Consider the following 23,199-nt stretch of genomic DNA (forward strand, 5'->3'; position numbering starts at 1 on the left):
CTTCTCGTGATCGTCGGCGTACTGGCCGCCGGCCTGATCGGCTGGATCTTCGGCGGATATCCCGGCGCCGCAGCAGGTTTGGTACTGGGCATCCTCGTCGGCGCGGTCCCGTGGCGCCGGCATCAGCTGTGGTCGTGGCTGATCCTGCTGCGGCAGCGTGGCCGCGCGATCACGCTGAGTGAACCCATCACGGTCGCCAACGACCGCTCCGGTGGTGGCGTGCGTTACCAGGACGGTGTCGCTGTGGTCGCGGTGCAGTTGCTCGGCAAGGCGCACCGGCCGACGCTGTTCACCGGGTCGACGGCCACGTACACCGAGAACACGATCGACGTCGCCGAGCTGCGGCCGCTGCTGCAACAGAGCCTGGGGCTCGCTCTCGACTCTTTGAGCGTGGTCAGCGTCGGGTCGCGCCGGCGCAGCACCGGCGACTATCCACGCGTCTACGACACGCTGATCGGCACGCCCCCCTACGCCGGGCAGCGCGAGACGTGGCTGATCGTGCGGATCAGCGCCCTGCGCAACGCCGAGGCGCTGCAGTGGCGCACTTCGATCGGGACCGCGACGCTGGCTGCATCCCAGCGAATCGCAGCGGCGTTGCGGCAGAACGGTATTCGCGCGAAGGTCGCGACCGCCACCGACATCGTGGAGTTGGAGCGACGGCTGGGCAGTGTCGGGCTGAACGCGCACCACCAACGCTGGCGCACCACCCGCGGCGAGGGTGGCTGGCTCACCACCTACTGGTATCGGCCGGGCGATATCAACGCCGACAATCTGGCACATGCGTGGGCGCTGCGCGAAGACGGAATCATCCAGAACATCACCGTTTTCGGTGATGGCAGCATGTGGGCGACGGTGACCGTGCGGAGCGCGCAGCCGCCGACGGCGCCGCCCAGCGTCATGTTCCGGATCCTGCCCGGCGAGCAGGCCCGCGCGATTGCCGCCAACCTCTGCGGGCCGATGCCCACACTGCGGGGTGTTCGGCGCGGCGTGCTCGACCGGCCGCTGGTCATTCCGATCGGGCCCTCCGGTGTGCTGCTGGGCAAGGTGGATGCCGGTAACCGGTTGATGCTGCCGCTCGACGATCCGGGGGAGTTCAGCCGCGTGCACATCGCGGCACAAGACGTGCTGGCCAAACGCATCGTGGTGCGGCTGGCGGGCGCCGGTGAGCGCATCACGGTGCACACCCGCGACTTGCAGAGGTGGGCCAGTGTGCGGATGCCCGAGATCGCGGTGGGCACCCAGGTCCGGCCGATCGCCGGCACGACGGTCAGCGTGGTCGACGGAACCGTCACCCCGGCGCCGCGGCCCAACACGTTGATCTCCATCGGGGAGCCGGGCACGCCCTATCGCGGGTCCGCTGACGTCGTCATCACGCAGATCGGTCCCGCGACGATCGATGTGACGGCGGCCGGCCAATTGCATACGGTTGAGGTCGAGCTGTTTCGGGCCGAGAATCGGTACATATCCTTGGAACCGACGACTATCGGCAGCTCTGAGCTCGAACCGGTGGACTAGGGGAGCGGCGCTTGACGAGCAGTACCGACACGGTCGCCGCGCGCAAGCGGTTCGATCAGGCGATGGCGGTCTTCGACACCGATGTGTCGACCGCGCAGACGCGATTTCGCGAGGCCAGCGAGTTGGACCAGTCGATGGCCGATGCATGGCTGGGCCGAATCGCGGCCGGCGACGAGGAGCTGTCCACGTTGCAGCAGCTGTACGCCTATGGAGCCCGGCTGCATCGCGAGACCAACCGACTCGGTGTGCGACTCTCGGCGGCGATCAAGGCCGGGCCGTTCCTGTCGATCTCGGTGACCGAGTCTTCGCACGCCGGCCTGGCGCTGGCCAGCGCGCTGATCGATGATGGCCAGTACGAGAAAGCCGAAGCGCTGCTGAAAGATCCAGCCCTGCTGGACACTTGGGAGAACCACCAGTGGCAGCAGTACATCCGGGGCTACCTGATGTTCGCCACCCAGCGCTGGCCCGACGTGATCTCGATAGCGGCGACCGTCCTGCCGCCGCAGGCGATCATCATGTCGGCGGTCACCGCGGCCACCAATGCGCTCGCCGCGCACGCAGCCGCCCACCTCGGGCAGGCGCGGGTGGCGCTGGACTGGGCTGACCGGGTCGATCTGCGGGCCGGCGGGTCGGCCGAGGCACGTCGCTCCCAGTTGACCGACACCGCGGTGACGGCGATCGATCCCAACGAGTTCCCTTTGATCGCAGCCGATCTCGCCTACGTCCGCGGGATGGCACACCGCCAGCTCGGCGAGGAGGACAAGGCTCAGATCTGGCTGTCCAAGGCGACGATCAACGGCGCGCTGATCGAAGCGGCCAAGGACGCACTCGCCGATCACCAGCTGCAGCTGGTGATCACCGACGAGGAGACCATCAACACCCGCAGCAACAAGTGGGACGTCAGCACCGAACGTTCGGCGTCGGACCGCCGCGACGAGCAGAACGAGGAACGTCGCGAGGAACTGCTGAACGAGGGCCGAGCGCTGCTCAACAACCAGGTGGGGCTGAGCGAGGTCAAACAAGCGGTGGCGGAACTGGAAGACCAGATCGAGGTCCGCGCGCTGCGGATGGCGGCCGGGCTGCCGGTCACCAACCAGACCAACCACATGCTCCTCGTCGGCCCGCCGGGTACCGGTAAGACCACGACGGCCGAGGCGCTGGGCAAGATCTACGCCGGGCTAGGCATCGTGCGGCATCCCGAGATCATCGAAGTCAAACGCGCCGACTTCTGCGGCGAGCACATCGGTGCGTCCGGCCCGAAAACCAATGAGCTGATTGCCCGTTCACTCGGCCGGATCCTGTTCATGGACGAGTTCTACAGCCTGGTCGAGCGTCACCACGACGGCCGGCCGGACATGATCGGCATGGAAGCGGTCAACCAGCTGCTGGTGGCGCTCGAGGTGCACCGGTTCGACTTCTGCTTCATCGGCGCCGGTTACGAGAAGGAAGTCGACGAATTCCTCACGGTCAATCCGGGTTTGGCGGGCCGGTTCAACCGCAAGCTGCGGTTCGCCTCCTACGCTCCCGACGAGTTGGTCGAGATCGCCGTGCGCTACGGCCAACCGCGGGCGACGGTGATCGAGCCGGCCGCGCGCGAGGCGCTGAACATGGCGTGCAAGACGTTGCGCGCCTACCTGGCTCCGGACGGCACGCACGGGATCGACGTGATGCAGAACGGACGTTTCGCCCGCAACGTCGTCGAACGTGCGGAGCGGCTACGGGATTCCCGGGTGGCGGCCCAGCACCGCATCGACAAGGGCTCGGTGACCGTCGAAGACCTCGAGACGCTGCGCACCCAGGACATCGTCGCGGCGGTGACCGACGCCTGCGCGGAGAAGCATGTGCCGGTGCAGCTTTAAGCGGTCAGCGCATCGAGCCGGAAGACCGCGAGGCGAGCTGAACGTTGTAACTTTTCAAGCCGCCGGATCGTCGTGAGTACATGAGCAATTCCGTCGAGGACGTCGCCGAGGCTTGGCGACTCCATCGCCCGTACCTGGTCAACCTCGCCTACCAGATGCTCGGCGACGTCGGTGATGCCGAAGACGTTGCGCAGGAAGCGTTTCTGCGGCTCTCGCGAGCCGACGTCGACGAGATCGACGACGTACGCGCCTGGCTCACGGTGGTCGCCGGCAGGTTATGCCTGGATCAGGCGCGGTCGGCTAGGGCCCGCTACGAACGGCCCGACGACATCGGACAAGAGGCGGTCGCGGTCAACCAGCCCGCCCGGCTGGACCCGGCCGAGCGGGTGACGCTGGACGACGAGGTTCGCACGGCGCTGCTGGAGGTGCTGCACCGGCTGAGTCCCGGCGAGCGGGTGTCGTTCGTCCTGCACGACGTGTTCGCTGTTCCGTTCGACGCGATCGCGGAGACCGTGGGCCGGCCCGTCGGAACCTGTCGACAGCTGGCCCGCCGAGCGCGGTCGAAATTCGCTCTGGCACAGCCGAAACCGGCCGAGGTGTCGACTGCCGAGCATCAGCTGGTCACCGAGAAATTCATCACGGCCTGCGCGAACGGCGATTTGCAGGCGCTGGTCGAGGTGCTCGACCCGACGGTGTGGGGTGCGGGCACGGTCCTGGCCGATCCCGCCCCGCCGTTGCAGATCAATCATGGGCCGCACGACGTCGCGGTCAACCTGCTGCGTTACCTGGGCCCGGGCGCGACGCTGGTGAGCGGCCCGGCGGGTCAACCGGTGCTGCTGGCGTTCGCGGAGCGGCGCCTGTTCGCGGTCATCGTGCTGACGATCGGCGAATCCCTGGTGACAAAGATCGAGGCCACCGCCGACCCGTCGGCGCGGGTCTAGCCCCGCGAGGGCTCCGGCCGGTTCGCGAAGAACCCGGCGATCGTCGCGGCGATCTCCAAGAACTTGCGGCGGGTCTTGCGGCCCAGCTCGGTTTGCACGTCGATGACGCCGCCGGGCCGCAGGTGCGGATCGAATGGCACTTCGACCACCGTCTGGCCACGCTCGAGGAACTGGTGAGCCAGCGCTGATCGGTGCCGCTTGTCCGAATGGCCGTCGGAGTCGTTGAGCACCACCACGGTCCGGTGCAGCAGACCGGTACGCCCGTGTGCGGACAGCCATTCCATCGTCTGCGCCGCGGCCCCCGCGCCGTCGGCCCACGGCGACGACACCACGATCAGCGCGTCGAGATCGCTCAGCGCCTCCTGCGTCACCGGGGCGTCCATCGTGGAACCGCAGTCGATGATCGCAATCGTGAAATGGCGATCCAGCCGCGAGGTCGCCTCGCGATACAGCGCAGGATCGAGTACCCGGCGTGGCCCGGCCGTCGGCTCCCCGGCCAGCACGTACAGCCCCGCCGAATTGCTACCGACCCGGCTACTGACATCGGCGAACGACCGAAGGTTTTGGTCGGCGGCGATCTCCCAGTATGAGCCGTTGGTCCGCGGGTCGATCCGGCTACCGAGCCGGCCGAACGCGGTGTCGGCGTCAATCGCGACCACCCGGTCCTGACGACGGAGCTCGGCGAAGATCGACCCGACGCTCGCGGCCACGGTGGTCTTGCCGACCCCGCCCTTGCCCAGCACCCCGACTTTGTAGTTGCCCCGCAGGGTCGAGGCGATGGCGGCCTCGTAGGCGGCATCCTGTTTCTCTGCGGCCGATGGCCCGGGGTTGACCAGCCCGAAGGTGGCCTTGAAGACGATGCGCTGCCAGCCGTATTTCGGCCCCGGGCCGCGTGGCGCGGGGGCGGCCGGCGAGAAGTCGACGTTGCTCCACGATGGCTGGGCCGGCGGTGCAGGGGGCGGTGGAGCGGGCCGTGGTGGTGGCGCCGGACGGGGAGCGCCGGCCAGCGGCCGCGGAGGTGGTCCTGGCGGGCCGCTCTGCGGAACGGGGCGCCGGCGGTCTCTGAGGAAGTCGTCCGGCTCGGTCATGAACTCGTCGAAATCGAGATGTCGGGCCCTCTCAAGCTCATGGATGCATGGTAGAGCCGTCGGCTGTGGCGCAAGGTTGCGATCACTAATTGCGCAGGTCAGGCCGCTCGCGTTCGGGTGTGACGGAAAAAACCCCGGGCAACTTTTGTGCCAGGACGGCGGGCGGGCGGGCGGGGTGGGTCGAGGCGTTTGCACGAACGCCAGGATCCGCTGGTACAGCCGCGCTGCCACGGCTTTTGGTGACCTGGATCACCGGCCACGGGGGCCCGTTGTGAGCCGGGCGGCCCTGTCGGACCTGCGACGACCGCAATCACAGCAAACTGTCCCGTCGCGGCGTCCGGAAACCGCACGTTGGTCGAGCTCGTCCCCGTCGTCCCCGACCCCTTCAAATACCGTGCGGCACAACGGGACCGGGCTCGGAAGTATATGTGCCGCGTCACATCGGCGCGGCATGGCCGGTCGAGGCGTTAAGATGGACCAAGTTGGCATGTCAGGCGGGTTTTGTCATATCGTTTTACGACTTGTCGAAAACCGGTAACCGGGCCACCGTTCAGCGCCGTACGGATACTCCCAACCGGGATCGTCGTTATCCGGCGAGCAGCACCTCGACAAGACCGAAGGGGCCCAACCCTCAGCCTTCAGGGCGCGGCATCCATCGGAACGATTCGTCAATGCTGCGGCAGAAATTTTCGTGAAGGGGCAGGTGCGAATGGCGCCCAACCGCGTCGGGCTCTACAACCCCGCGTTCGAGCATGACTCATGCGGGGTGGCCATGGTCGTCGACATGCACGGCCGCCGCAGTCGCGACATCGTCGACAAGGCCATCACGGCCCTGGTCAACCTCGAGCACCGCGGTGCCCAGGGCGCCGAGCCGCACAGCGGTGACGGCGCCGGGATCCTGATCCAGGTCCCCGATGAGTTCTTCCGTCAGGTCGTGGACTTCGACCTGCCCGAGGCCGGTAGCTATGCGACCGGCATGGCGTTCCTGCCGCAGTCCTCGAAGGACGCCGCGGCCGCGTGTGCGGCGGTCGAGAAGATCGTCGAGGCCGAGGGCCTTCAGGTGCTGGGCTGGCGCAACGTGCCGACCGACGATTCCTCGCTGGGTGCGCTGGCCCGCGATGCGATGCCCACCTTCCGCCAGATCTTCATCGCCGGCGCCGAGGGCATGCACCTGGAGCGCCGTGCCTATGTGGTGCGTAAGCGCGCCGAGCACGAGCTGGGTACCAAGGGCCCCGGCCAGGATGGCCCCGGACGCGAAACCGTATACTTCCCAAGCCTTTCCGGTCAGACCTTCGTCTACAAGGGCATGCTGACCACACCTCAGCTCAAGGCGTTCTACCTCGACCTGCAAGACCAGCGGCTGACCAGCGCGCTGGGCATCGTGCACTCGCGCTTTTCCACCAACACGTTCCCGTCGTGGCCGCTGGCCCATCCGTTCCGCCGCATCGCGCACAACGGTGAGATCAACACCGTCACCGGCAACGAGAACTGGATGCGGGCCCGCGAGGCGCTGATTGACACCGACATTTTCGGCTCGCGCGACGACGTCGACAAGCTGTTCCCGATCTGTACACCGGGCGCCTCGGACACCGCGCGTTTCGACGAAGCGCTCGAACTACTGCACCTGGGCGGGCGCAGCCTGCCGCATGCCGTGCTGATGATGATCCCCGAGGCCTGGGAGCGCCACCCGTCGATGGACCCCGCGCGACGGGCGTTCTACGAGTACCACGCTTCGTTGATGGAGCCGTGGGACGGCCCGGCGTCGATGACCTTCACCGACGGCACGGTCGTCGGCGCGGTGCTGGACCGCAACGGCCTACGCCCGTCACGAATCTGGGTCACCGACGACGGCCTCGTCGTGATGGCGTCCGAGGCGGGCGTGCTCGACCTGGACCCGTCCAAGGTGGTGCGCCGGATGCGGCTGCAACCCGGCCGGATGTTCTTGGTCAACATGACCGAAGGCCGCATCGTCTCCGACGAGGAGATCAAGGCCGAGCTGGCCGCTGAGCAGCCCTACCAGGAGTGGCTCGACCGGGGTTTGATTCCACTGGCCGACCTGCCGCAGGGCGACTACGAGCGGATGCTCGAACACCGGGTTGTGTTGCGCCAGTTGGTGTTCGGCTATACGTACGAGGAGCTCAACCTGCTGGTCGCGCCCATGGCGCGGACTGGCGCCGAGCCGATCGGTTCGATGGGAACCGACACCCCCGTCGCGGTGCTCTCGCAGCGCCCGCGGATGCTCTACGACTACTTCCAGCAGTTGTTCGCACAGGTGACCAACCCGCCGCTGGACGCCATCCGTGAAGAGGTGGTGACCAGCGTGCAGGGGACGGTCGGCCCGGAGGGCGACCTGCTCAACCCGAACGCCGACTCCTGCCGGCAGATCCACCTGCCGCAGCCGGTGCTGCGTAACCACGAGCTGGCCAAGCTGATCAACCTCGACCCCGACGTGGAAGTCAACGGACGTCGTCATGGGTTGCGGTCCAAGGTGATTCGCTGTCTCTACCCGGTCGCCGAGAATGGCGCCGGGCTCAAGGCCGCGCTGGACGACGTGCGGGACCAGGCGTCGGCCGCGATCGCCGACGGGGCGCGGATCATCATTCTCTCCGACCGGGAATCCGATGAGAAGCTGGCGCCGATCCCGTCCCTGCTGGCCGTCTCGGCTGTGCACCACCACCTGGTCCGCGAACGCAGCCGCACCAAGGTCGGCCTGGTGGTGGAGACCGGTGACGCCCGCGAGGTGCACCACCTGGCCGCGCTGATCGGTTTCGGTGCCGCGGCGATCAACCCCTACATGGCGTTCGAGTCGATCGAGGTCATGCTCGACCGCGGCGACTTCGAGGGTCTCGACCGCGAGACGGCGCTGAACAACTACATCAAGGCCGCGAGCAAGGGTGTGCTGAAAGTGATGTCCAAGATGGGCATCTCGACGCTGGCCTCCTACACCGGCGCCCAGCTGTTCCAGGCCGTCGGAGTCGACGAAGACGTGCTCGGCGAATACTTCACCGGATTGACCTGCCCCACCGGGGGAATAAACCTGTCCGACATCGCCGCCGACGTCGCGACCCGGCATGGCCTCGCATTTCTCGACCGGCCGGACGAGCGTGCGCACCGCGAACTCGAGGTGGGCGGGGAGTACCAGTGGCGCCGCGAGGGCGAGTACCACCTGTTCAACCCGGACACGGTGTTCAAGCTGCAGCACTCCACCCGGACCGGCCAATACAAGATCTTCAAGGAATACAGCGAGCTGGTCGACAACCAGAGCGAGCGGATGGCGTCGCTGCGCGGTCTGCTGAAGTTCCGCGAGGGGCTGCGCCCCCCGGTGCCGCTCGACGAGGTCGAGCCGGCAAGCGAGATCGTCAAGCGGTTCTCGACCGGCGCCATGAGCTACGGCTCGATCTCCGCCGAGGCGCACGAGACGCTGGCCATCGCGATGAACCGGCTCGGCGGCCGGTCGAACTCCGGCGAGGGCGGCGAGAGCGTCACCCGCTTCGAACGCGAAACCAACGGCGACTGGCGTCGCAGTGCGATCAAGCAAGTCGCCTCGGCCCGCTTCGGCGTCACCTCGCACTACCTGAGCAACTGCTCCGACATCCAGATCAAGATGGCGCAGGGCGCCAAACCCGGTGAGGGCGGCCAGCTTCCGGCCGGCAAGGTCTATCCGTGGATCGCCGAGGTACGGCACTCCACCCCCGGCGTGGGTCTGATCTCGCCGCCGCCGCACCACGACATCTACTCGATCGAGGATCTAGCGCAGCTGATCCACGACCTCAAGAACGCCAACCCGCAGGCACGTATTCACGTGAAACTGGTGTCGGAGAACGGCGTCGGCACCGTCGCGGCCGGTGTCTCCAAGGCACATGCCGACGTGGTGTTGATCTCCGGTCACGACGGCGGCACCGGGGCAACCCCGCTGACGTCGATGAAGCACGCCGGTGCCCCCTGGGAACTCGGTCTGGCTGAAACCCAGCAGACGTTGCTGCTCAACGGGTTACGAGACCGCATCGTCGTCCAGGTCGACGGTCAGCTCAAGACCGGTCGCGACGTGATGATCGCGGCGCTGCTCGGCGCCGAGGAATTCGGTTTTGCCACAGCACCTTTGGTGGTGTCGGGCTGCATCATGATGCGGGTCTGCCACTTAGACACCTGTCCCGTCGGGGTGGCCACCCAGAACCCGGTGCTGCGCGAGCGGTTCGCCGGAAAGCCGGAATTCGTGGAGAACTTCTTCCTGTTCATCGCCGAAGAGGTCCGCGAATACCTGGCACAGTTGGGTTTCCGCACGGTCAACGAGGCGGTCGGCCAGGTCGGGTCGCTGGACACCACGCTGGCCCGCGCGCACTGGAAGGCGCACAAGCTCGACCTGTCGCCGGTGTTGCACGAGCCCGAGTCGGCTTTCATGAACCAGGATCTGTACAACAGCTCCAAGCAGGACCACGGCTTGGACAAGGCGTTGGACCAGCAGTTGATCGTGATGAGCCGCGAGGCGCTCGACTCCAAGAAGCCGGTGAGCTTCTCCACCACGATTGCCAACGTCAACCGGACGGTGGGCACGATGCTCGGCCACGAGGTGACGAAAGCCTATGGCGGCCAGGGCTTGCCGGATGGCACCATCGACATCACCTTCACCGGGTCGGCCGGTAACAGCTTCGGCGCGTTCCTGCCCAGCGGTATCACGCTGCGGGTCTACGGTGACGCCAACGACTACGTCGGCAAGGGGTTGTCGGGCGGCCGCGTCGTGGTCCGGCCTTCGGACAACGCGCCGGCGGACTACGTCGCCGAAGACAACATCATCGGCGGCAACGTGATCCTGTTCGGCGCCACCAGCGGCCAGGCGTTCCTGCGCGGCGCGGTGGGCGAGCGGTTCGCCGTGCGTAACTCCGGTGCACATGCGGTGGTCGAAGGCGTCGGCGACCACGGCTGCGAGTACATGACCGGCGGCAAGGTGGCGATTCTGGGCAGCACCGGCCGCAACTTCGCGGCGGGCATGTCAGGTGGCATCGCCTACGTCTACGATCCCGAGGACGCATTGGAAGCCAACCTCAACTCCGAGATGGTCGAGCTCGAGACGCTGGACTCCGAAGACCTCGAATGGCTGCACGGGATGCTGCAGGCGCACGTCGACGCCACGGATTCCGCTGTGGGCCAGCGCATTCTGGCTGACTGGGAGGCCGAGCAGAAGCGCTTCGCCAAGGTGATGCCGCGTGACTACAAGCGCGTGCTGACGGCGATCGCCGAGGCCGAGCGTGACGGCACCGATCCCGACGAAGCGATCATGGCGGCCGCCAGTGCCTGATCCCAAGGGTTTCCTCAAGTACACCCACCGCGAGACGCCCAAGCGGCGACCGGTGGATCTGCGCCTGCGCGACTGGAACGAGGTCTACGAAGACTTCCCGCACGAGACCCTGCAGCAGCAGGCGAGCCGCTGCATGGATTGTGGAATTCCGTTCTGCCACAACGGTTGCCCGCTGGGAAACCTGATCCCCGAGTGGAACGACCTGGTTCGCACCGACCGGTGGCGCGACGCCATCGAACGGCTGCACGCCACCAACAACTTCCCCGAGTTCACCGGCCGGCTGTGCCCGGCGCCGTGCGAATCGTCCTGTGTGCTGGGCATCAACCAGGACGCGGTGACGATCAAGCAGATCGAAGTCGAGATCATCGACAACGCCTTCGACGAAGGCTGGGTGGTTCCGTTGCCGCCCGACGTGAAGACCGGCAAGAAGGTCGCCGTGGTGGGCTCCGGGCCGGCCGGCCTGGCCGCCGCGCAGCAGCTGACCCGGGCCGGGCACGCGGTGACGGTGTTCGAGCGCGCGGACCGCATCGGCGGCCTGCTGCGCTACGGCATCCCCGAGTTCAAGATGGAGAAACGGCACCTGGACCGCCGCCTGGACCAGATGCGCGCCGAGGGAACCGAATTCCGCACAAACGTCAACGTCGGCATCGACATCACACCGCAGCAGTTGAAGTCGGACTTCGACGCGGTAGTGCTGGCCGGGGGCGCGACCGCGTGGCGCGACCTGCCGATCCCCGGCCGCGAACTCGACGGCATCCACCAGGCGATGGAGTATCTGCCGTGGGGCAACCGGGTGCAGCAGGGCGACGACGTGCTCGACGCCGATGGCCAGCCGCCGATCACTGCCAAGGGCAAGAAGGTCATCATCATCGGCGGCGGCGACACCGGCGCCGACTGCCTGGGCACCGCGCACCGGCAGCTCGCGAAGAGCATCCACCAGTTCGAGATCATGCCCCGACCGCCCGAGACCCGCGCTCCGTCGACGCCGTGGCCGACCTACGCGATGATGTTCCGGGTTTCCTCCGCGCACGAAGAGGGCGGCGAGCGGGTCTTCTCGGTCAACACCGAGGAATTCATCGGCAAGGACGGTCACGTCGCAGCACTGAAAGTGCACGAGGTGACGATGCAGGACGGCAAGTTCGTCAAGACCGAGGGCAGCGACTTCGAAATCGAGGCCGACTTGGTGTTGCTGGCGATGGGCTTCGTCGGTCCGGAGCGTGAGGGTCTGCTGGCCGACCTCGGTGTCGAGCTGACCGAGCGTGGCAACGTCGCCCGTGGCGCCAACTTCGAGACCTCGGTGCCGGGCGTTTTCGTCGCCGGCGATGCAGGTCGGGGGCAGTCACTTATCGTCTGGGCGATCGCCGAGGGCCGGGCGGCCGCCGCGGGCGTGGACCGGTTCCTGATGGGTCAGACCGCTCTGCCGGCGCCGATCACCCCGACCGCGGTGCCGCAACGCTAGTCACATTTGTCACATCAGAAACATTTGATAAACCGCGCGGCGCGTCCTACACTGTTTGCCAGCTAATGGGTGTCTAATAGTTCGACATAGGCCCCGCGGGGTGTGGAGCCTGGTTGAGCTAATCGACCGCAGGAGTAAGCAGCGTGTACCTGAACCCCATGACCCGATCCCGGGTCAGCCGAATCGCCTGGTCATGGTTCCGTCACCCGGTCAAGAGCCGTGAATTCCCCGCCAAGCATGAACGCCTGGTAACCGCCGACGAGTTGCTTCGCTTCGGCGTCTAGCGGCCCGTTGGGCCGCCCGCCGGTAACGGCGAGCGTTTGCTAAAAGTCACCTCGTCGTGATTTTTCGCGAGCACCGCCCGTCGCAGTAGGCACTACACCTACCGATCGAGCTGGCGCCGGGTGGCGTTCTTCTGCACATGGTCCGACCGATTTGAGTCCTGTGGCAAACGACTTTATTGCTGAGGACTTCTTGCGCTCGCGGCTGCGACTGATCGCGAAACGCCACTGAGCCGCGATATCCGTCCTGCCGGATCGGCGACGTCAAGCGCATCGCAATGTGCTCCAAGCAAATTCCAACTGACCGTTGTTAGCGTGCGCCGACTTCGTATCAGCTCGGGGTTACTGGCATACCACTGAGCCCTGGCAGAAAGGCATCCATGACCATTCCATCGGCTCCAGGCAACTACCCGCCTCCGGACGGTTACCCACCTCCTGTCGGCGGCGCGCCGGCTCCGCTGCCCACCGAGGCATACACACCCTGGCTCACGCGGGTACTTGCGGCCCTCGTCGATCTGGTGCCGATGGCCGTCATCTTCGGAATCGGCTACGGCATCGAGGCGGCGACCCAGGAAACCGTCTGCATCACCGACACTTCGGGCCTCAACATCGGGGACGTGTGTGCGACCGGAAACTCGACGCTGGGTGTGGCGGCAGTCCTCGTCGCGGGGCTTCTCGGACTGGTGTACGGAGTCTGGAACTACGGCTACAAGCAGGGCACTACCGGCTCCACCATCGGCAAGTCGGTCCTGAAATTCAAGGTGGTCAGCGAGACGACCGGTCAGCCAATCGGATTCGGCATGTCGCTCGTGCGTCAGCTTGCCCACGCCATCGACGGCGCGATCTGCTACGTGGGGTATCTGTTTCCGCTGTGGGATGCCAAGCGGCAGACGATCGCCGACAAGATCATGACCACGATCTGCCTACCCCTCAGCTGAAAGCGACGAACGACACCGAACACATGGCGCCCCAGGCCGTAGTTCCTAGTCGGCCAGCCCCGAGTCCCGGATCGCTTCAGCCAATGGTTCGAGCACGGCCGGCGTATGCGGCGGCGGGAGGTACACGATGCCCACATCCAATCCGACCTCGGCCAGGGCAGCGGCGTCCTCGATAACCTTCGCGTAGTCGAGGTCAGGTTCCAGGCGCAGGTGCGCGGACGTGGTGATCTCCGTCGGGTCCCGCCCGATATCGGCGCAGTGCGACGCCAGCACGTCGCGCTTGTGCGCGAACATCTCCGGTGGGCCGCCGGCGAAGTTCCAGTGCTGTGCGTATTGCGCGGTGATTCGCAGGGTGCGCTTCTCGCCGCTGCCGCCGATGCAGATCGGAGGATGCGGGCGCTGGGGGCCTTTCGGTTCGTTGCGGGCGTCCTTGAGTTGGTAGAACTTCCCGTCGAAGTTCGTCGTGTCGTCGCGAAGCAGACTGGTCAGCACCGCGCACGCCTCTTCGAACCGGTCGAATCGTTCCTTGATGCTGCCCAATTCGATGCCGTACGCACCCGATTCCTCCTCGTTCCACCCGGCGCCGATACCCAGTTCCAGCCGCCCGTTGGAGATGATGTCAAGTGCGGCAACCATATTGGCCAGCACCGCCGGGTGACGATAATGGACGCCCGTCACCAGCGTGCCCAGCCGCAGTCGCTCGGTGGCCTGGGCCAGCGCGGTCAGCGTGGTCCAGCCCTCCAGACAGGGCCCGGTACTGTCGCTGAAAATCGGATAGAAGTGGTCGAAGGTCCATCCGGACTCGTAGACGTCGATCTCGTCGGCAGCCTTCCAGACGGCCAGCATGTCCGGCCAGGTGGTGTTTTGAGGTGAGGTTTTGAACGCGAATCGCATGGTTTCGAACGTAGCGGAGGTTGCGCAGTCGTGGCGTGACGCCCGCGAGTACGCCGACCCAACGGTGAGTGCCGGTGTGCCCGTCGACGTCAAGATCACCGTGCTGTCGGCCGGATTGATCTTCCTGCTCGCGTTGGTGCTCGGGATCTGGAAGTACCGGCAGGTGCTGACCTCCGAGGAGCACCGAGCTCACCCCTACGTGGACATCGCGCACCGCGCGGCGTTGCTGTATTCATTCGCAACGCTGCTGGTCGCGGTGTTCGTCCAACTGAGTGGGTGGCCGATGTGGGTCAACCTGACCGCGGCGATGGTGCTGGTGGTCTTCTTCGTCGGCGCGATCCTGAGCTACATCGCCCACGGCGTGAAGCGAGACACCGAGAACCAATTCGCCAATCCCGACCGGGCGCTGCGGGTGGGTATGGTCGCCCTCGTCATCGGGGAGGTCGGCGGTTTCGGAGTGCTGCTGGCCGGATTTATCGTCGGGCAGTTCTAGCCGGCGAGGCACACTGGAGCGATGGACCCGGTAGCCGCTCTGCGTCAGATCGCCTACTACAAAGACCGCGCGCGCGAAGACTCCCGGCGGGTGATGGCCTACCGCAACGCCGCCGACATCGTCGAGGGCCTCGACGAGGCGCAGCGCGAACGGCACGGCCAGGCCAACAGCTGGCAGTCGCTGCCCGGCATCGGGCCCAAGACCGCCAAGGTGATCGCGCAGGCCTGGTCCGGCCGCGAACCCGACGCCCTGGTCGAATTGCGTTCGGCGGCCCAAGATCTCGGCGGCGGAGAAATCCGCTCGGCCCTACGGGGCGACCTGCATCTGCATTCGAACTGGTCCGACGGGTCGGCACCGATCGAGGAGATGATGGAGACCGCCGCGGCGCTGGGCCACGAATACTGCGCGCTGACCGACCACTCGCCAAGGTTGACGATCGCCAACGGGCTCTCGCCCGAGCGGCTGCGCAAGCAGCTCGACGTCATCGACGGGCTGCGGGATCGCTTCGCGCCCATGCGAATTCTGACCGGCATCGAAGTGGACATCCTCGACGACGGCGCACTCGATCAGGAGCCCGAGCTGTTGGAACGGCTCGACATCGTGGTGGCCAGCGTGCACTCCAAGCTGTCGATGGATTCCGCGGCGATGACCCGCCGGATGGTTCGCGCCGTCAGCAATCCGCACGCCGACGTGCTCGGACACTGCACCGGACGCCTGGTCGCCGGCAACCGTGGCATCCGCAAGGAGTCGACGTTCGACGCTGAGGCGGTGTTCACCGCGTGCCTCGAGCATGGCACCGCCGTCGAGATCAATTCCCGTCCCGAGCGCCGTGATCCACCCTCCCGGTTGTTGAGCCTGGCGCTGGAAATCGGCTGTGATTTCAGCATCGACACCGATGCCCACGCGCCGGGACAGCTCGATTTCCTCGGCTACGGCGCGCAGCGCGCACTGGACGGCGGTGTCCCCGTCGACCGGATCGTCAACACCTGGCCCGTCGAGAAACTCCTGGCCCGCACCCACCCTTGACGGCCCAGTGGCCAGTTGTGACAGAGCTTTTGGCGATTTTCGCGCAATAACTGGCCACTCGACCAGCGTCAGTCCGGCAGGTGGGGCATCTCGAGCCCGGCGTCCCGGCCGACCAACACGCCGCGGGTCAGCGCCGCCTTGCCGTAACGCCGACGCACGCTGTCCACTGCCGCGTCGACGGCTCCGGCGTCCACGGGCTGCCGCCCCGACGTGGTGAACGGCAGCACCAACTGCTCGGCGCCGTCGCGGTCGATTTCGGAAACCGCGAAGCCGACCAACGTCAGCCCGCGTTCGGCGATCAGCGGCGCGGCGGCCGCGACCAGTGCTCGCGCTGTGTCGAGCAGCGCGGGCGTCGAGCAGGTCGCGCGCGGCAGGGTATGCGATCGGGTGGCTCGGCCAAAGTCGTTGAACCGCAACCGCAATGTGACGGTTCGCCCAGTTCGCCCGGCCGCCCGCATTCGGCTGGCGATCCGGTCGATCAACCCGATCACCACCGCGTCGACTTCGGCCGCCGACATGCTGTTGCCTGCGCGGCCGAGGGCCCGCTGGGCGCCCACCGAGCGTCGTCGCACGCCCGTCGTCACGCGGCGGCGGTCGATGTTGCGCGACAACGCGTACAGCTGGCGGCCCATCGCAGCGCCGACCATCGAGGCCAGCATCGGCTCGCCGAGCTCGGCCACGTCGGCAACTGTCTCGATGCCGTGCGACCGCAGCTTGTCGGCGGTCACCGCGCCGACGCCCCACAGCCGCCGCACCGGCAGCGGATGCAGGAAAGCCAGCTCGCGGCCGGGCGGGACCAGCAGCAGGCCGTCCGGCTTGGCTTCCTGGCTGGCCACCTTGGCGAGGAACTTCGTCCGGGCGATGCCGACCGTGATCGGCAGCCCGACCCGGTCGCGGACCTCGCTGCGCAGCCGGGCCGCGATCTGCACCGGGTCCCCTGCGACCCGTCGCAACCCGCCGACATCGATGAACGCTTCGTCCACCGACAACGCCTCCACTAGCGGAGAGGTATCGCGGAAGACTTCGAACACCGCATCGCTGGCCCGGCTATAGGCCGACATCCGGGGCGGAATCACCACGGCCTGAGGGCACAGTCGCCGCGCCTGAGCCCCGCCCATCGCGGTGCGGACGCCGTAAGCCTTGGCCTCGTAGCTGGCCGCCAGCACCACCCCACCGCCGACGATCACGGGCCGGCCGCGCAGCCCCGGGTCGTCGCGCTGCTCGACCGACGCATAGAACGAGTCGAGGTCTGCGTGCAGGATGGTGGCCTCACCGAACATGAACATATGTTCGCATCCCGGTGTGACGAGTGCTAGATCTGTTCGCCGTAGATGCTGGTCACCCAGATGTGGGCGAGGGTGTCGACGACCCGGTCGTGGTGGACGGCCGGTTGCTCGGCGGAAAGCGCGGCCATCATCGTGCGTTCGTTCATCTGGTTCAGCGAAGTGGCCAAGTCGATCGCCGGGATGGTGTCGGGGGCGGCGCCGCGCTCCCGCTCGGCGACGATCAGCGCCGCCGTTTGGTCGATCCATTTCTGCATGAAGCTCGCCCAGACCGCCCTGACCTCAGCGCTGCTGGAGATGGCCTCCGCGCCGGCCCGGGCTACCGCGCGATGCGAGTCGAACGCCACGAAGAACGCCTTGATACCGGCCCGCCACACTCGACGGGGATCCGCGGGTAGCCGCGCCGCCGCGCCGTTGTACTCCGCGTCGGCGCGGGCGATCATCGGCTCGAGCAGCGACAACAGCACCGCCTCTTTGGACTTGAAATAGAAGTAGAACGTCGGGCGGGAGATACCGGCCCCCTTGGCCAGGTCGTCGACCGAGATGTCGGCCAGCGACCGGTGCTCGAGCAGGTGCTCGGCGGTGGTCAGGATGGCGAGCTCACGGTCGTCGCCCGACGGGCGTGCCGAACGGCGACCCCGGGGGGAACGGCTCGAGCTGATGGTTGCCACCCGCGTTACCTTACACGGTGTCGACATATTCAACAGAGTGTTGACTGAATCAACACACCGTTGATAGCGTGGCGGCCATGACTGAACATCTCGATGTTGTGATCGTCGGCGCCGGTATCTCCGGCATCAGCGCGGCCTGGCACCTGCAGGACCGCTGCCCCACCAAGAGCTACGCGATCCTCGAGCGGCGCGACGACCTCGGCGGCACCTGGGATCTGTTCAAGTACCCCGGGATTCGCTCTGACTCCGACATGTTCACCTTGGGCTTCCGGTTCAAGCCCTGGGAGTCGTCGACCTCCATCGCCGACGGCGCATCGATCAAGGCCTACATCAAGGAAACCGCCGCCGAGAACGGCATCGACAAGAACATCCGGTATCGCCACCGCGTGCTGGCCGCCGAGTGGTCGGATGCCGACGACCGCTGGACGCTGACCGTCGAGAACGACGGCCAGAACGAGGAGATCACCTGCTCGTTCCTGCTCGCGTGCAGCGGCTACTACAACTACGACGAGGGCTACCTGCCGAAGTTCGAGGGCTACGACGACTTCGAGGGCACCACGATCCACCCGCAGCACTGGCCGGAGGACCTCGACTACGCCGGGAAGAAGATCGTGGTCATCGGCTCCGGCGCCACGGCGATCACGCTGATTCCGTCGCTGGTGAAGTCGGGCGCCGGGCACGTGACCATGCTGCAGCGGTCGCCGAGCTACATCGGGTCGTTGCCGCTCACCGACCCGTTCGCCGAGCGCGCCAACAAGCTGCTGCCGAGGCGTGCCGCCCACACCGTCAACCGGTGGAAGTGGATCGCGTTCAGCACGTTCCAGTACCAGTTCTCGCGGAAGTTCCCGAAGCAGATGCGCAAGACGCTGCTGACGATGGCCAAGCGCCGCCTGCCCAAGGACTACGACGTCGAGAAGCACTTCGGCCCGAGCTACAACCCGTGGGACCAGCGGCTGTGCCTGGCCCCCAACGGCGACCTGTTCAAGACGATCCGCAAGGGCCAGGCCGACGTCGTCACCGACACCATCGACCGGTTCACCAAGACCGGCATCAAGCTGGGCTCCGGTAAGGAACTCGACGCCGACATCATCATCACCGCAACGGGTTTGAACCTTCAGCTGTTCGGTGGCGCGCAAATCCGGCGCAACGGTGAGACCGTCGACCTCAACGACACGATGGCGTTCAAGGGCATGATGCTGACCGGCCTGCCGAACATGGCGTTCACGATCGGCTACACCAACGCGTCGTGGACGCTGAAGGCCGACCTGGTATCCGAATTCGTCTGTCGCGTCATCAATTACATGGACGAGAACGGCTACGCCACCGTGGTGCCGCAGCACCCCGGTGACTCGGTCGACGAGCGTCCGTTGATGGACTTCACGCCCGGTTATGTGCTGCGGGCCCTGGACTACCTGCCGAAAGCCGGTCACGTCTCGCCGTGGCGGCTCAAGCAGAACTACTTCATGGACCTGCAGCTCATCCGTCGCGGCAAGGTCGACGACGAGGCGCTGAGCTTCGCCAAAAAGCCTGCGGCCCTTAAGGTTTAGCTAGGATCCGCAGCGGCGACGACGACGATTCCGTCGTCGTCGCTGTAGGCGATGTCGCCCGGGACGAACTCCACTCCGCCAAGGCTCACCGTCACGTCACGCTGACCGGAGCCGGTCTTGCTGCTCTTGCGCGGATTGGTGCCCAGGGCCTTGATGCCGAGCTCGAGCCCGCGCAGGGCCGCGGCGTCGCGCACCGCGCCGTTGATGATCAGACCGGCCCAGCCGTTGGACCGGGCCAGGTCGGCGATCAGGTCGCCCACCAGCGCCGTGTGCAGTGAGCCGCCGCCGTCGATCACCAGCACGCCACCATCGCCGGCCTCCGACAGCACCGACTTCAGCAGCGCGTTGTCCTGGTTGCAGCGCACGGTGCTGATCGGCCCGGCGAACTGGCTGCGGCCGCCGAACTGCCGAAATTGAAGATCGCAGCTGCGGACGTCGGGCCCGATCTCGTCGACGAGGTCGGCGGTGGGACGGAATATCAAAGTCACCGGGCCATGCTAGTCATCGTCACTCGTCTTGTTGGCGGAGGCGGCGCACCAGTAAAACCGCCAAAATGCTGATCGCGATGGCTACCGCGAACGGCACCGGAGATCGTCCTGCCACCGCTGCGGCGGGTTGAGCGGGCAACGGGTTGCTCGCCGCTTCTACCGTCGACTTCGCATGTGCCGCAGCATCTTTGGCCGCGGCCGCCAGCTGCCCGTTGGACTCGGGTGCGGGAGCGACCTTCTTGGCGGCGGCCTTCTTCGCCGGAGCCTTCTTGGCAGGGGCTTTCTTGGCGGGAGCCTTCTTCGCGGCCGCCTTTTTGGCGGCGGGCTGCTTCTTGGCCGCCTTCGCCGGCCCGGCTTTCTTGGCGGCCTTTTTGGCGGCGGCCTTCTTCGCCGGGGCTTTGTGCGGGGGCTGTTCCGTCGGCTGCTCGGCCTTGGCAGCCGGCGCCGGGGGGGCCGTGTCCGCGACGGGCTGCGGGGGCTCCGACGGTACGGGTGTGCTCAGCGGTGGGTCAGGCGCGGGGTCGGGCGTCTCGTGCGGTCGATCCTGCGGGTGTGCCATCCGGGGGCTCCTTTGCCGTTTCTCGTCGCGTACGCCGGAGGTCTCGAATCCATCATGCCAGCGCCGCTGAATGGGTTCGGGGTCGACCATTCGGCCTTGTCAGGGTTTGTTTCGTAGGGCCCACAGCGCGCCGCCGCCGACCAGGATCACGGCGCCCAGAACGAACGGCCAGATCGGAAGATCGTCGGGCGAACCGCGGGGCGCCTGCGCCGCCGGGCCGGGCGTGCCGGTTCCCGGCACCGTCAAGCGGAACGACCAAGACCCCGCGACGACATGGCCGTCGGCCGACGTGACCCGGTAGTTGACCGTGTAGGTGCCGACCGGGCCGAGCGGGCGGACGCCGACGCTGACCACCGTGCCGCGCACCTGCGGCTCACCGACCGCCCACAGGTTGCCGTCCGGACCGACCACCGTCATGGCCGCGAACGTCGTTTGCAGGTCCTCGTTGAAGGTCGCGCTGACTCGGGCTGGCCCAGCGTTGATGGTCGCGTGGTCGGCCGGATCGGCCGACACCCGGGCCGCGTGGGCGCCGGCCGTGCCGGCCGTCAGCGTCGCCGTCAACGCGGCTGCGGCAAGTAGCAGCGCGATGCCGACGAGGTGGGCCCGAAGGCTCACGGCCGCCGCACGACCAGCGCGAGTCCGACGCCGAGCGCGCCGACGAGTAGGGCTGCGCCCGCCAGGACGCGGCTGGTGTTGTCGACCACCTTGCGCGGCTGCGGCTCCGCCGGGGCGGCGGTGGCGGTGGGAGCGGCCGAGGTCGGGGCGCCGTGATGGGCGGCCTTCGGGGTCGAGCCGCCGGACAGCGTGAGCGTCGGCGCGGGATGCTCGGGTTCGGCGCCGCCGGGCGAGGTCGCCTGGTCCCAGTTGACCACGGCGCCGTCGGCGTAGGTCTGGGTCGCCGGGAAGCTGACCGAGTCGGCGTCGGGAAGCTTCGCCGTGATCCGGAAGACATCGAACTGGTCGACCGGAATTCCGCCGTCGGGCGCCGCGGTCCATGTCACCGAACGGACCTTGTCGCCGTCGCGGTCGATTCTGACGGCCCAGCCGGGTTTCGCTTCGGTCCGCACCGCGCTGACATTGGGCAGCTCGATCGTCAGCGTCGTGGTGGCGGCACCCGTGGTCGACTCGTTGGGCACCTGGAAGCTGACCGTCGCATAGCCACCACGGCTGGCGTCGTCGCTGCTGGCCTGAATGTGCGCCGAGGCGGCGGCGGCCGGGCCGAGGCACAGCAGCGCGGCAGCGGCCGATCCGATCAGGCTGCGGCGAATCATCCTGCGGGGAGAGAGCATCGGGTTGCAGCTCCTGTCTGGGAAGGGCCGGGTCTCAGGTCAAGCCGAGGCGAGCCATCAGGTCGGCGTCAACCTCGTCGAGTTGGCGGGTGATCGCTGCATGCGCCCCGCGCCGCCGGACGGCGGGCATGTTCTCGGCGGCGGTCACGGCGGCCGCCAGGTCGGCGAGCCGTTCGGAGATCGCCGCGACGAACTGCTTGGTCTCGGGGTCTTTGGGCTTGTTGTCCTGCACCGACCGCAGCGACCGTTCGGCCCCGGCGATGCGGGCCGAGAGCCGGCCGCCGCTGCCGGAAAACCGGCCGATTTGGGCCAGGGGAACCCCGAGCTGGTCGGCGCGCCGCTGGTCGATCACGCCGCGCGCGGCGATCGCCACGCGGTAGGCCACGGGCACCAGGATCGGCGCCAGCAGTCGGGACACCGTCAACAGCCGGCGAATCCGCGTCGGCGACAGCAGCGCGCCCTCGCGTGCCGCCTTCAAGTTGGCTTCGGCAACCTTCAGGGCGGTTCGGTCGCTCTCGCGCTGTGACTTCAACTGCTCGCGAAGTGCTTTGGTCTCGGCCCGTTGCGCGGCTTTGAACCGGCGGACCTCGTTCTTGGCTGACAGCTTGGCCTCGAGCTTGGCTTTGGCCTTGATCGCGCGAGCCTCGGCGCGACGGGTCGCGCGGGTTTTTCGCTTGCCGAACAGGCCCATTCGCGCACTACCTCCCCGGAATCTCGTCGACTATCGCGGTGCCGGTGCGGCATCGATGGGCCAACCCTAACCATGTGCCTGGGCCAGACCGCCGTCAGGCGTCCAGGTGCTCCTTGCGGCGAAGTTCGTCGACGCGATGAGCGACGTCCTCTTGCGACTCCCGAGACAGCTCGCTGGCGCGCATCGCGATTCGCCGAACTCCCTCATCGCGCATGACCAGCAACCACGACAGTTCCTTGTCGAGCTTCTCGTAGTACTCGTCGTCGGTGAAGTAGGCGGGTTTGATCCGGAAGAAATTCGCCAGGGCGGCCATCGTCGCCGACGATGGGTTGGTCCGGTTGCCAGAACGTAGCTGCGACAAATACGGAGCCGACATCGTGACTCCCTCCGCCTTGAGCGCCGCGATAACTTCCGCCGAGGTATGCGGCCCGCGCCCGGGCGGGTACACCGTGTCGAACAGGCGGTTCAGGCGGGCGGAAAACGTCGTGCTCATCGATAGGACCTCCACCGACGTAGGTAGATCGCAAAACTGCTTCAAAGTATTTGCTGACTATCGTAGCCAGACTTATCGCCGCAACCAAGTGCAAAAGCGGCATAAAATTGACGGTAGCGGTATTTGTGAGCGGCGACGCATATCGCCAGATGAACTAGGGGCGTTGTCCAGGGTATACACATGAAATTCTAAGGAGATTGTGTGAGCTTTCATCGCTTGGAGGACTATTGGAGGAATACTCGCCGCGACCTACGGGTCCTATGGCTACCTGTACGGTGCGGATCCCCGACCGCAACTCCATTTGCTGAAGTGCATCCTAAACGTCGCTGCGATCCCTCGTTTCCAAACGCCTGTCAACGCGATATTAGGCGCATGTTGGACGAGGAGTCCA

General features: G+C 66.8%; 20 protein-coding genes. 10 read left to right on the forward strand and 10 right to left on the reverse strand.

Going from position 1 to position 23,199, the window contains the following annotated elements:
* The 3 genes from eccE to sigI all read left to right on the forward strand — a co-directional run.
* A partial coding sequence (gene eccE / locus A5658_RS04715; RefSeq protein WP_197503047.1) for a type VII secretion protein EccE occupies window positions 1-1,515 on the forward strand: 1,515 nt, incomplete at its 5' end.
* A gap of 62 nt (window positions 1,516-1,577) precedes the next feature.
* Window positions 1,578-3,374, forward strand: coding sequence for a type VII secretion AAA-ATPase EccA (eccA, locus tag A5658_RS04720; RefSeq protein ID WP_082992951.1), 1,797 nt, complete (start codon window positions 1,578-1,580; stop codon window positions 3,372-3,374).
* Window positions 3,375-3,454: 80 nt separating this feature from the next.
* Window positions 3,455-4,315 carry an RNA polymerase sigma factor SigI gene (sigI, locus tag A5658_RS04725; RefSeq protein ID WP_067331730.1) on the forward strand — a complete coding sequence of 287 codons (861 nt, stop codon included), beginning with the start codon at window positions 3,455-3,457 and terminating at the stop codon, window positions 4,313-4,315.
* Here sigI and A5658_RS04730 read toward each other — a convergent pair.
* Window positions 4,312-5,403, reverse strand: coding sequence for a MinD/ParA family protein (locus A5658_RS04730; protein WP_067331732.1), 1,092 nt, complete (start codon window positions 5,401-5,403; stop codon window positions 4,312-4,314). The genes sigI and A5658_RS04730 overlap by 4 nt on opposite strands.
* A gap of 709 nt (window positions 5,404-6,112) precedes the next feature.
* On the opposite strand from A5658_RS04730, the gene gltB reads away from it, so the two are divergent.
* The 4 genes from gltB to A5658_RS04745 all read left to right on the forward strand — a co-directional run bounded on the left by gltB (window position 6,113) and on the right by A5658_RS04745 (window position 13,374).
* Window positions 6,113-10,696, forward strand: a complete 4,584-nt coding sequence (gene gltB / locus A5658_RS04735; RefSeq protein ID WP_067331767.1) for a glutamate synthase large subunit — start codon at window positions 6,113-6,115, stop codon at window positions 10,694-10,696.
* Entirely contained in the window at window positions 10,689-12,155 is a 1,467-nt protein-coding gene (locus A5658_RS04740) for a glutamate synthase subunit beta (protein ID WP_067331734.1), read from the forward strand. The genes gltB and A5658_RS04740 overlap by 8 nt, the downstream gene beginning before the upstream one ends.
* Window positions 12,156-12,298: 143 nt before the next feature.
* Window positions 12,299-12,439 (forward strand): hypothetical protein, encoded by a 141-nt coding sequence (locus A5658_RS28350; RefSeq protein WP_197503048.1) that lies wholly within the window; start codon window positions 12,299-12,301, stop codon window positions 12,437-12,439.
* Between the two features lie 377 nt (window positions 12,440-12,816).
* Window positions 12,817-13,374 (forward strand): RDD family protein, encoded by a 558-nt coding sequence (locus tag A5658_RS04745; RefSeq protein WP_067331736.1) that lies wholly within the window; start codon window positions 12,817-12,819, stop codon window positions 13,372-13,374.
* Window positions 13,375-13,419: 45 nt separating this feature from the next.
* On the opposite strand, the gene A5658_RS04750 is transcribed toward A5658_RS04745, so the two are convergent.
* Window positions 13,420-14,268: an LLM class F420-dependent oxidoreductase gene (locus A5658_RS04750; RefSeq protein WP_067331738.1), complete on the reverse strand. Its 849-nt coding sequence runs from the start codon at window positions 14,266-14,268 to the stop codon at window positions 13,420-13,422.
* On the opposite strand from A5658_RS04750, the gene A5658_RS04755 reads away from it, so the two are divergent.
* Window positions 14,267-14,761, forward strand: a complete 495-nt coding sequence (locus A5658_RS04755) for a hypothetical protein (RefSeq protein ID WP_369830482.1) — start codon at window positions 14,267-14,269, stop codon at window positions 14,759-14,761. The two genes, A5658_RS04750 and A5658_RS04755, sit on opposite strands and share 2 nt — an antisense overlap.
* Before the next feature lie 21 nt (window positions 14,762-14,782).
* A complete protein-coding gene (locus tag A5658_RS04760) occupies window positions 14,783-15,787 on the forward strand; it encodes a PHP domain-containing protein (RefSeq protein ID WP_067331740.1) in 1,005 nt (334 codons plus the stop codon).
* 68 nt (window positions 15,788-15,855) lie between these two features.
* Here the strand turns inward: A5658_RS04760 and dinB are convergent, their stop codons facing one another.
* Window positions 15,856-17,073 (reverse strand): DNA polymerase IV, encoded by a 1,218-nt coding sequence (gene dinB, locus A5658_RS04765; protein ID WP_067331742.1) that lies wholly within the window; start codon window positions 17,071-17,073, stop codon window positions 15,856-15,858.
* Between the two features lie 26 nt (window positions 17,074-17,099).
* A complete protein-coding gene (locus tag A5658_RS04770) occupies window positions 17,100-17,768 on the reverse strand; it encodes a TetR/AcrR family transcriptional regulator (RefSeq protein ID WP_197503049.1) in 669 nt (222 codons plus the stop codon).
* A 50-nt stretch (window positions 17,769-17,818) separates the two neighbouring features.
* Here A5658_RS04770 and A5658_RS04775 point away from each other — a divergent pair, with 50 nt between their 5' ends.
* The gene (locus A5658_RS04775) at window positions 17,819-19,288 is read left to right on the forward strand and encodes an NAD(P)/FAD-dependent oxidoreductase (protein ID WP_067331746.1); all 1,470 of its coding nucleotides are present in this window, start codon (window positions 17,819-17,821) and stop codon (window positions 19,286-19,288) included.
* Here A5658_RS04775 and rraA read toward each other — a convergent pair.
* From rraA to A5658_RS04805, 6 genes are all read right to left on the reverse strand, one after another.
* On the reverse strand, window positions 19,285-19,776 hold the full coding sequence (gene rraA, locus A5658_RS04780; RefSeq protein ID WP_067331748.1) for a ribonuclease E activity regulator RraA: 492 nt from the start codon (window positions 19,774-19,776) through the stop codon (window positions 19,285-19,287). The genes A5658_RS04775 and rraA overlap by 4 nt on opposite strands.
* Window positions 19,777-19,795: 19 nt before the next feature.
* The gene (locus A5658_RS04785) at window positions 19,796-20,335 is read right to left on the reverse strand and encodes a hypothetical protein (protein ID WP_067331771.1); all 540 of its coding nucleotides are present in this window, start codon (window positions 20,333-20,335) and stop codon (window positions 19,796-19,798) included.
* A gap of 99 nt (window positions 20,336-20,434) precedes the next feature.
* On the reverse strand, window positions 20,435-20,950 hold the full coding sequence (locus A5658_RS04790; RefSeq protein ID WP_082992949.1) for a copper resistance CopC family protein: 516 nt from the start codon (window positions 20,948-20,950) through the stop codon (window positions 20,435-20,437).
* Complete coding sequence (locus tag A5658_RS04795) at window positions 20,947-21,624, reverse strand: YcnI family protein (protein ID WP_067331751.1); 678 nt, start codon at window positions 21,622-21,624, stop codon at window positions 20,947-20,949. Before A5658_RS04795 ends, A5658_RS04790 begins: the two co-directional genes overlap by 4 nt.
* Before the next feature lie 34 nt (window positions 21,625-21,658).
* Window positions 21,659-22,315: a DUF6474 family protein gene (locus A5658_RS04800; protein WP_067331753.1), complete on the reverse strand. Its 657-nt coding sequence runs from the start codon at window positions 22,313-22,315 to the stop codon at window positions 21,659-21,661.
* Between the two features lie 94 nt (window positions 22,316-22,409).
* A complete protein-coding gene (locus A5658_RS04805; protein WP_067331775.1) occupies window positions 22,410-22,808 on the reverse strand; it encodes a helix-turn-helix transcriptional regulator in 399 nt (132 codons plus the stop codon).
* Between the last annotated feature and the right edge of the window lie 391 nt (window positions 22,809-23,199).

The organism is Mycobacterium sp. 1245111.1 (assembly GCF_001673405.1).
Classification (GTDB): domain Bacteria; phylum Actinomycetota; class Actinomycetes; order Mycobacteriales; family Mycobacteriaceae; genus Mycobacterium.

Excerpts from the sequence above, each read along its gene's own strand:
- A5658_RS04795 (WP_067331751.1), bottom strand. The coding sequence starts at position 21,624 with ATGCTCTCTCCCCGCAGGATGATTCGCCGCAGCCTGATCGGATCGGCC.
- A5658_RS04745 (WP_067331736.1), top strand. The coding sequence starts at position 12,817 with ATGACCATTCCATCGGCTCCAGGCAACTACCCGCCTCCGGACGGTTAC.
- sigI (WP_067331730.1), top strand. The coding sequence starts at position 3,455 with ATGAGCAATTCCGTCGAGGACGTCGCCGAGGCTTGGCGACTCCATCGC.
- A5658_RS04750 (WP_067331738.1), bottom strand. The coding sequence starts at position 14,268 with ATGCGATTCGCGTTCAAAACCTCACCTCAAAACACCACCTGGCCGGAC.
- A5658_RS04755 (WP_369830482.1), top strand. The coding sequence starts at position 14,267 with ATGGTTTCGAACGTAGCGGAGGTTGCGCAGTCGTGGCGTGACGCCCGC.
- A5658_RS04760 (WP_067331740.1), top strand. The coding sequence starts at position 14,783 with ATGGACCCGGTAGCCGCTCTGCGTCAGATCGCCTACTACAAAGACCGC.
- dinB (WP_067331742.1), bottom strand. The coding sequence starts at position 17,073 with ATGTTCATGTTCGGTGAGGCCACCATCCTGCACGCAGACCTCGACTCG.
- A5658_RS04775 (WP_067331746.1), top strand. The coding sequence starts at position 17,819 with ATGACTGAACATCTCGATGTTGTGATCGTCGGCGCCGGTATCTCCGGC.
- eccA (WP_082992951.1), top strand. The coding sequence starts at position 1,578 with ATGGCGGTCTTCGACACCGATGTGTCGACCGCGCAGACGCGATTTCGC.
- A5658_RS04805 (WP_067331775.1), bottom strand. The coding sequence starts at position 22,808 with ATGAGCACGACGTTTTCCGCCCGCCTGAACCGCCTGTTCGACACGGTG.
- A5658_RS04785 (WP_067331771.1), bottom strand. The coding sequence starts at position 20,335 with ATGGCACACCCGCAGGATCGACCGCACGAGACGCCCGACCCCGCGCCT.
- A5658_RS04730 (WP_067331732.1), bottom strand. The coding sequence starts at position 5,403 with ATGACCGAGCCGGACGACTTCCTCAGAGACCGCCGGCGCCCCGTTCCG.
- A5658_RS04800 (WP_067331753.1), bottom strand. The coding sequence starts at position 22,315 with ATGGGCCTGTTCGGCAAGCGAAAAACCCGCGCGACCCGTCGCGCCGAG.
- A5658_RS04770 (WP_197503049.1), bottom strand. The coding sequence starts at position 17,768 with ATGTCGACACCGTGTAAGGTAACGCGGGTGGCAACCATCAGCTCGAGC.
- gltB (WP_067331767.1), top strand. The coding sequence starts at position 6,113 with ATGGCGCCCAACCGCGTCGGGCTCTACAACCCCGCGTTCGAGCATGAC.